8 protein-coding genes are annotated in these 8259 nt (G+C 36.1%); 4 read left to right on the top strand and 4 right to left on the bottom strand.

Annotated elements, in window-relative coordinates; all coding sequences use genetic code 11:
- Positions 1–275: 275 nt before the first annotated feature.
- Together R0K30_RS20865 and R0K30_RS20860 are read left to right on the top strand one after the other, a co-directional pair.
- Positions 276–1382 (top strand): response regulator aspartate phosphatase, encoded by a 1107-nt coding sequence (locus R0K30_RS20865; protein ID WP_410612649.1) that lies wholly within the window; start codon positions 276–278, stop codon positions 1380–1382.
- Positions 1376–1516 (top strand): hypothetical protein, encoded by a 141-nt coding sequence (locus tag R0K30_RS20860; RefSeq protein ID WP_410612651.1) that lies wholly within the window; start codon positions 1376–1378, stop codon positions 1514–1516. The genes R0K30_RS20865 and R0K30_RS20860 overlap by 7 nt, the downstream gene beginning before the upstream one ends.
- Positions 1517–2294: 778 nt before the next feature.
- Here R0K30_RS20860 and R0K30_RS20855 read toward each other — a convergent pair.
- Positions 2295–2915 (bottom strand): hypothetical protein, encoded by a 621-nt coding sequence (locus tag R0K30_RS20855; RefSeq protein ID WP_410612653.1) that lies wholly within the window; start codon positions 2913–2915, stop codon positions 2295–2297.
- Positions 2916–3065: 150 nt separating this feature from the next.
- Complete coding sequence (locus R0K30_RS20850; RefSeq protein WP_410612655.1) at positions 3066–4088, bottom strand: protein rep; 1023 nt, start codon at positions 4086–4088, stop codon at positions 3066–3068.
- Between the two features lie 83 nt (positions 4089–4171).
- Between R0K30_RS20850 and R0K30_RS20845 the strand changes: the two genes are divergently transcribed.
- Together R0K30_RS20845 and R0K30_RS20840 are read left to right on the top strand one after the other, a co-directional pair.
- A complete protein-coding gene (locus R0K30_RS20845; RefSeq protein WP_410612655.1) occupies positions 4172–5194 on the top strand; it encodes a protein rep in 1023 nt (340 codons plus the stop codon).
- 150 nt (positions 5195–5344) lie between these two features.
- Entirely contained in the window at positions 5345–5965 is a 621-nt protein-coding gene (locus tag R0K30_RS20840; protein WP_410612653.1) for a hypothetical protein, read from the top strand.
- A gap of 778 nt (positions 5966–6743) precedes the next feature.
- Here R0K30_RS20840 and R0K30_RS20835 read toward each other — a convergent pair.
- The gene (locus R0K30_RS20835) at positions 6744–6884 is read right to left on the bottom strand and encodes a hypothetical protein (RefSeq protein ID WP_410612651.1); all 141 of its coding nucleotides are present in this window, start codon (positions 6882–6884) and stop codon (positions 6744–6746) included.
- Positions 6878–7984: a response regulator aspartate phosphatase gene (locus R0K30_RS20830; protein WP_410612649.1), complete on the bottom strand. Its 1107-nt coding sequence runs from the start codon at positions 7982–7984 to the stop codon at positions 6878–6880. Before R0K30_RS20830 ends, R0K30_RS20835 begins: the two co-directional genes overlap by 7 nt.
- Positions 7985–8259: the final 275 nt, after the last annotated feature.

Here is an 8259-nt window from a genome sequence, read left to right as displayed (position 1 = left end):
GGATATTAGAAATCTATTATACCATTCATTTTCCAAAATTCCCAACGGTACAATACCCAGACATTCTGCTTTGAACGAAGTGAAAATACACGTGCAACTTTCAGGTGCATAAGTGGGCACTGGTTCTCCAGTGACTCTTTTCGGGCTCTGCCCAGAACTGAAAGTATCTCAAATTAAATTTCCAATATTTTAAAATTTTTCTTTAACTATTGCTCTTATTTTGAAATAATACAAAAGGTTTAAAATTTTTAAAATATAAAGAGAGGAAGGATAAGGTGGAAACTAAAGTAGAATTCGAAAAAGTCGCTTACAGTCTCAACGAATGGTATATAACCATAAAGCAAAACAACATTCTCAAAGCTACAGCCATGCGAGAAAAAATCGTAAACACATTTCCAAACATGGAAGAAAATCAGAACGTCCTACTGTATTTCAATCTCATAGACTCAAGATTTAAACTGATGACAGAAAACTATAAAGAATCAGGACAACTACTCAGTAAAGTAGACAATGCAACACTGGAAAAAGGCACAGATGACATGATTCAATACTATTTTTATCTCTTCAACGGCATGTATCACTTTTATGAAAAAGATTTCATCGAAGCAATCAACTTTTACAGAATCGCAGAGAGGAAGCTTAATAAAGTGCCCGACGAAATAGAAAGGGCAGAATTTCACTATCAAACTGCGAGTGCATATTACGAAATCCGCCAGAATTTTTTCTCACTAAATCACGCTGAAAAAGCGATTCAAAGCTTTGAAGCACACAAAAACTACACAAACCGAGTCATAAAATGCACAATGCTTTTCGCAATGAACAAAGTTGACCTTCAGCAATGGAAAGAAGCAATTTCCCTATACGAACATGCCATACATATCGCTTCTCAAACTGATGACGGTCATTCCGAAGGCTTAGGTCATTTTAATTTAGGCATATGCTATGAGAGACAGGAACTTCTTGAAGAAGCCAAAGAAAGCTTTATCAAAGCAATGAATATACCCGCACATTGCGATTCGGTTTACTCCATTCGTTCAATGTACATGCTGAGCCGAGTTTTATACAAATTAGGTTCAAAGGAGTCCGCCCGGGAATGGAGAACAAAAGCGATTGTATATGCTGATAAAGTAAATGAAGAAATATACAAAGCCAAACTGAACCTCATATACTTTCTATACGATGCAAATGATTCAGTATCTTTTGACTTAAGCATGAATGTACTCAAAGAGAAAAATTTGTGGTCTGAGGTGGCTGATCTATTTCTTAATGCAGCTCTTTATTACAAAAAGCAGGAAAACGCTGATCTGTCATCTAAATATTTTGAGGAGGCTTGCACAGCTAAGGATCAAATATTAAAGTTTACGGAGGCGTTATCATGCTAAAACGTACTGTCTTAATTACCACTACCATTCTTGGATTGCTTCTTTTCTCCGGACACGATTTCGGAACAAAAGAAAACGGATCGCTAGGCATCACAAGAGATTTTCAAACAGCCGAAAATGGAGCACTGGGTTAAAATAACAAAATAAAAAGGCGGACTCTAAAGAGTCTGCTTTTTGTATTTTTAAACGTGTTTAAATGTCCCTATATTCAATTTTCAAAAGTTTTCCTATAAAATTTTAATCTCCTGATAGTCATTACTTATTCTCAACTACCCTTGTAACAACTGGGCTCTGCCCAAACCCGCCAACGGTCAGCCCGTTGGATCGCAAATATTCAAACCCCCTACCCCCGATCTTCGGGGGATGCCCCTTCGGCTGGCGCAAACAAACGGGGTTTGTTTGAAACAATAGGCTTTGGGTGTGGTGAATGAGTCAACTCCTTAATGCTCACTTTCGTTCCGCTTACCGTTGACTAATAACTTATGCTTCTTTTCCACTGGATGTCGTTGTCTCGATGCTAGCGACAAGGTTCGTCTCACTCTCTTTTACTCGTTTCTCATTTCCTCAAATCAATGTCGCGCGGCTCACACTTCTTGTCGCCAATCTCAGTCCATTTATGGCGCACTTATACACACCCCTGTGTGTGCTAAAATCTCTCGATTTTCGGCAGGCGTGTAACAAAAACAGCAGACTCTTCTTTCAAGTCTGCTGTTTTCAATTTAAACCAGATTAAAATATGAAGCTAAACCTTTTTTACTTTGGATTAATAATGACTATTCTTATTAGCTTTTTTCCTCTTTACAATCTTGACAATGAAATAAATCAAAAGAATAGAAGCTCCAAGCACAGAAAAATTATAAACAACGTCAAACCAATTTACCTGAGATACTTCAACCAAAAGAATCCCTCCCTTTAAAACTTAACAGTATAAGTAACTGATTTAGAATACCCAACTGGTTGGCCTACAACATTCATACCATACAACTTAGTACCTCTTACATAAGCCTTCCCACCTGTTTTTTTCGCATTCAAATTATACCATGTTGACCTTTGTGTCCAAGTAATAGCAAAAATTACGCCGACCTGTTCACTCCATACATTTACCTTTTTAACCTTTCCACTAACTCTATTTACACGAGCATAGGAACCAATATATCCAGTTCCGTTGTATTCTTTAAAACTATAAGTTTTTGTCGTAGTCTTAGCTTTAGATGATGCTTTTGCCGTTGCTAAGGCCATTAAAGAATTACTAACAAATTGATCATTTTCTTCACTAGCATAATTTTCTGCTAAATCCTTAGCATTTTCTTCTTTAAGAAAATCTTCAAATTCTTCAATAGAACTAAAATTTAGTGAATGTTTCTGATTCACTTTAGTATCAGAAACAATATCAAATCCATATTTTTCAGCAATTTCATTAGCCTTATCAACAGTATCTACTTTCTGCTCCTCTGCCTTTGTATAACTTCCTCCTACAAAAAGTGAAGAAACAGAAAAAACTAAAATAGTCAAAACAACAAATAAATTTTTCAAAATAACCCTCCTAAAATAATAAAAATATATAAAAACATAACATATTTTTTTAAAAAAAGGTCATTTAGTCTATGTATTTTAAAGTTATTTTAAGTTTTATTCAAAATAATTGTTCTAAAAGTTTCATATTTTCATAGCTATTTCGATTAATTAGAAAATTATATAGTTTTTTATGCCAACATGCCAACGTGCCATGACCTCAAACGTTTCATTGGCTACGTCATCGTCATCTTCTTCAATTCTGACAAGATCCCCATCTTCAGCATCCGTCAAATTGAGTTCTTGATGGATCTCTTTCAAGATCCCCCCATAACCGATCAACCGTCTTGCACTAAGTGCACCATCCAAATAATAGACCGTATCTAAATTTTCCTCGGTCACTTCATTCCCACGTATCACATCAGTGTCTTTCACTGGATACTTAGAAATCTCTAAAATAGCTTTCTGCTCTTCCATTTCTGCCCGCACTTCTTTTTCAATCGCTTCCGCATCAATCCCCTTTTTTCCCTTGACCCGCTGCACATGCACAATCGGTGTGTAATCCAGTTTCATTGCCCTTTTCCAAAGGCTTGTCCATTCTGATTGTTTAATATAGTTATGAGTAAAATAACTCTTTCTCACTGGAATCAATACATGAAAATGAGGATGGTATGTATTTTGTTCATGATTTTTCGTAATCTCTAAAGCTCTGAAAAAACCAAGTGTTCCAGTTTTCACTTTTTTGTATTGAAACAGCTTTCTAAAACCTTGCATCATATCAGTAATCGTTTGTTTTAAATCATCGCCCTCAACATTTTTCACTGTCAACGTGAGAAATATCCATGCGGGCTTATATTGTCTGTTTGCTTCTTCAACAATCAATTTATTATGACTCGCAATTTTTAACGACCTTCGCCACGCACACATCGAGCATAACCTCACTTTACAGAAATAAGCATTTGATAATCGTAACCTGCCTGTTTCAATATCTCTTCTAAACACAAGACACTCTGCACAATTACATACTTTTTCAGCTTTTTTTCCGTAATAAGGTGCACCGGTACGCTTTTCAAGTCCTTCATAATGAGCCGCCACAAGCGACGATCTCACCTTTTTCCCTCGCCAATCCCGCTTTTTACCTGTTGCGGTTTTATCGTCAAGGATGCTATAATTTGATTCATCTGAATAAGACAAAGTAAAAACTCCTTCTGACGCTAGTTATCTAGCACTCTATTATTTTTGCGGACACTTAAATAATAGCAGAAGGAGTTTTTACTTTGTCTTATTCAGATGAATCAAATTATAGCATCCTTGACGATAAAACCGCAACAGGTAAAAAGCGGGATTGGCGAGGGAAAAAGGTGAGATCGTCGCTTGTGGCGGCTCATTATGAAGGACTTGAAAAGCGTACCGGTGCACCTTATTACGGAAAAAAAGCTGAAAAAGTATGTAATTGTGCAGAGTGTCTTGTGTTTAGAAGAGATATTGAAACAGGCAGGTTACGATTATCAAATGCTTATTTCTGTAAAGTGAGGTTATGCTCGATGTGTGCGTGGCGAAGGTCGTTAAAAATTGCGAGTCATAATAAATTGATTGTTGAAGAAGCAAACAGACAATATAAGCCCGCATGGATATTTCTCACGTTGACAGTGAAAAATGTTGAGGGCGATGATTTAAAACAAACGATTACTGATATGATGCAAGGTTTTAGAAAGCTGTTTCAATACAAAAAAGTGAAAACTGGAACACTTGGTTTTTTCAGAGCTTTAGAGATTACGAAAAATCATGAACAAAATACATACCATCCTCATTTTCATGTATTGATTCCAGTGAGAAAGAGTTATTTTACTCATAACTATATTAAACAATCAGAATGGACAAGCCTTTGGAAAAGGGCAATGAAACTGGATTACACACCGATTGTGCATGTGCAGCGGGTCAAGGGAAAAAAGGGGATTGATGCGGAAGCGATTGAAAAAGAAGTGCGGGCAGAAATGGAAGAGCAGAAAGCTATTTTAGAGATTTCTAAGTATCCAGTGAAAGACACTGATGTGATACGTGGGAATGAAGTGACCGAGGAAAATTTAGATACGGTCTATTATTTGGATGGTGCACTTAGTGCAAGACGGTTGATCGGTTATGGGGGGATCTTGAAAGAGATCCATCAAGAACTCAATTTGACGGATGCTGAAGATGGGGATCTTGTCAGAATTGAAGAAGATGACGATGACGTAGCCAATGAAACGTTTGAGGTCATGGCACGTTGGCATGTTGGCATAAAAAACTATATAATTTTCTAATTAATCGAAATAGCTATGAAAATATGAAACTTTTAGAACAATTATTTTGAATAAAACTTAAAATAACTTTAAAATACATAGACTAAATGACCTTTTTTTAAAAAAATATGTTATGTTTTTATATATTTTTATTATTTTAGGAGGGTTATTTTGAAAAATTTATTTGTTGTTTTGACTATTTTAGTTTTTTCTGTTTCTTCACTTTTTGTAGGAGGAAGTTATACAAAGGCAGAGGAGCAGAAAGTAGATACTGTTGATAAGGCTAATGAAATTGCTGAAAAATATGGATTTGATATTGTTTCTGATACTAAAGTGAATCAGAAACATTCACTAAATTTTAGTTCTATTGAAGAATTTGAAGATTTTCTTAAAGAAGAAAATGCTAAGGATTTAGCAGAAAATTATGCTAGTGAAGAAAATGATCAATTTGTTAGTAATTCTTTAATGGCCTTAGCAACGGCAAAAGCATCATCTAAAGCTAAGACTACGACAAAAACTTATAGTTTTAAAGAATACAACGGAACTGGATATATTGGTTCCTATGCTCGTGTAAATAGAGTTAGTGGAAAGGTTAAAAAGGTAAATGTATGGAGTGAACAGGTCGGCGTAATTTTTGCTATTACTTGGACACAAAGGTCAACATGGTATAATTTGAATGCGAAAAAAACAGGTGGGAAGGCTTATGTAAGAGGTACTAAGTTGTATGGTATGAATGTTGTAGGCCAACCAGTTGGGTATTCTAAATCAGTTACTTATACTGTTAAGTTTTAAAGGGAGGGATTCTTTTGGTTGAAGTATCTCAGGTAAATTGGTTTGACGTTGTTTATAATTTTTCTGTGCTTGGAGCTTCTATTCTTTTGATTTATTTCATTGTCAAGATTGTAAAGAGGAAAAAAGCTAATAAGAATAGTCATTATTAATCCAAAGTAAAAAAGGTTTAGCTTCATATTTTAATCTGGTTTAAATTGAAAACAGCAGACTTGAAAGAAGAGTCTGCTGTTTTTGTTACACGCCTGCCGAAAATCGAGAGATTTTAGCACACACAGGGGTGTGTATAAGTGCGCCATAAATGGACTGAGATTGGCGACAAGAAGTGTGAGCCGCGCGACATTGATTTGAGGAAATGAGAAACGAGTAAAAGAGAGTGAGACGAACCTTGTCGCTAGCATCGAGACAACGACATCCAGTGGAAAAGAAGCATAAGTTATTAGTCAACGGTAAGCGGAACGAAAGTGAGCATTAAGGAGTTGACTCATTCACCACACCCAAAGCCTATTGTTTCAAACAAACCCCGTTTGTTTGCGCCAGCCGAAGGGGCATCCCCCGAAGATCGGGGGTAGGGGGTTTGAATATTTGCGATCCAACGGGCTGACCGTTGGCGGGTTTGGGCAGAGCCCAGTTGTTACAAGGGTAGTTGAGAATAAGTAATGACTATCAGGAGATTAAAATTTTATAGGAAAACTTTTGAAAATTGAATATAGGGACATTTAAACACGTTTAAAAATACAAAAAGCAGACTCTTTAGAGTCCGCCTTTTTATTTTGTTATTTTAACCCAGTGCTCCATTTTCGGCTGTTTGAAAATCTCTTGTGATGCCTAGCGATCCGTTTTCTTTTGTTCCGAAATCGTGTCCGGAGAAAAGAAGCAATCCAAGAATGGTAGTGGTAATTAAGACAGTACGTTTTAGCATGATAACGCCTCCGTAAACTTTAATATTTGATCCTTAGCTGTGCAAGCCTCCTCAAAATATTTAGATGACAGATCAGCGTTTTCCTGCTTTTTGTAATAAAGAGCTGCATTAAGAAATAGATCAGCCACCTCAGACCACAAATTTTTCTCTTTGAGTACATTCATGCTTAAGTCAAAAGATACTGAATCATTTGCATCGTATAGAAAGTATATGAGGTTCAGTTTGGCTTTGTATATTTCTTCATTTACTTTATCAGCATATACAATCGCTTTTGTTCTCCATTCCCGGGCGGACTCCTTTGAACCTAATTTGTATAAAACTCGGCTCAGCATGTACATTGAACGAATGGAGTAAACCGAATCGCAATGTGCGGGTATATTCATTGCTTTGATAAAGCTTTCTTTGGCTTCTTCAAGAAGTTCCTGTCTCTCATAGCATATGCCTAAATTAAAATGACCTAAGCCTTCGGAATGACCGTCATCAGTTTGAGAAGCGATATGTATGGCATGTTCGTATAGGGAAATTGCTTCTTTCCATTGCTGAAGGTCAACTTTGTTCATTGCGAAAAGCATTGTGCATTTTATGACTCGGTTTGTGTAGTTTTTGTGTGCTTCAAAGCTTTGAATCGCTTTTTCAGCGTGATTTAGTGAGAAAAAATTCTGGCGGATTTCGTAATATGCACTCGCAGTTTGATAGTGAAATTCTGCCCTTTCTATTTCGTCGGGCACTTTATTAAGCTTCCTCTCTGCGATTCTGTAAAAGTTGATTGCTTCGATGAAATCTTTTTCATAAAAGTGATACATGCCGTTGAAGAGATAAAAATAGTATTGAATCATGTCATCTGTGCCTTTTTCCAGTGTTGCATTGTCTACTTTACTGAGTAGTTGTCCTGATTCTTTATAGTTTTCTGTCATCAGTTTAAATCTTGAGTCTATGAGATTGAAATACAGTAGGACGTTCTGATTTTCTTCCATGTTTGGAAATGTGTTTACGATTTTTTCTCGCATGGCTGTAGCTTTGAGAATGTTGTTTTGCTTTATGGTTATATACCATTCGTTGAGACTGTAAGCGACTTTTTCGAATTCTACTTTAGTTTCCACCTTATCCTTCCTCTCTTTATATTTTAAAAATTTTAAACCTTTTGTATTATTTCAAAATAAGAGCAATAGTTAAAGAAAAATTTTAAAATATTGGAAATTTAATTTGAGATACTTTCAGTTCTGGGCAGAGCCCGAAAAGAGTCACTGGAGAACCAGTGCCCACTTATGCACCTGAAAGTTGCACGTGTATTTTCACTTCGTTCAAAGCAGAATGTCTGGGTATTGTACCGTTGGGAATTTTGGAAAATGAATGGTATAATAGATTTCTAATATCC

This window comes from Bacillus sp. SIMBA_154, assembly GCF_046536015.1.
In the GTDB taxonomy this organism is placed as follows: domain Bacteria; phylum Bacillota; class Bacilli; order Bacillales; family Bacillaceae; genus Bacillus; species Bacillus pumilus_P.
This window is presented reverse-complemented; position numbering and strand designations above follow the sequence as displayed.

Coding starts and splice junctions, on each gene's coding strand:
- R0K30_RS20860 (WP_410612651.1), top strand. CDS start 1,376: ATGCTAAAACGTACTGTCTTAATTACCACTACCATTCTTGGATTGCTT.
- R0K30_RS20835 (WP_410612651.1), bottom strand. CDS start 6,884: ATGCTAAAACGTACTGTCTTAATTACCACTACCATTCTTGGATTGCTT.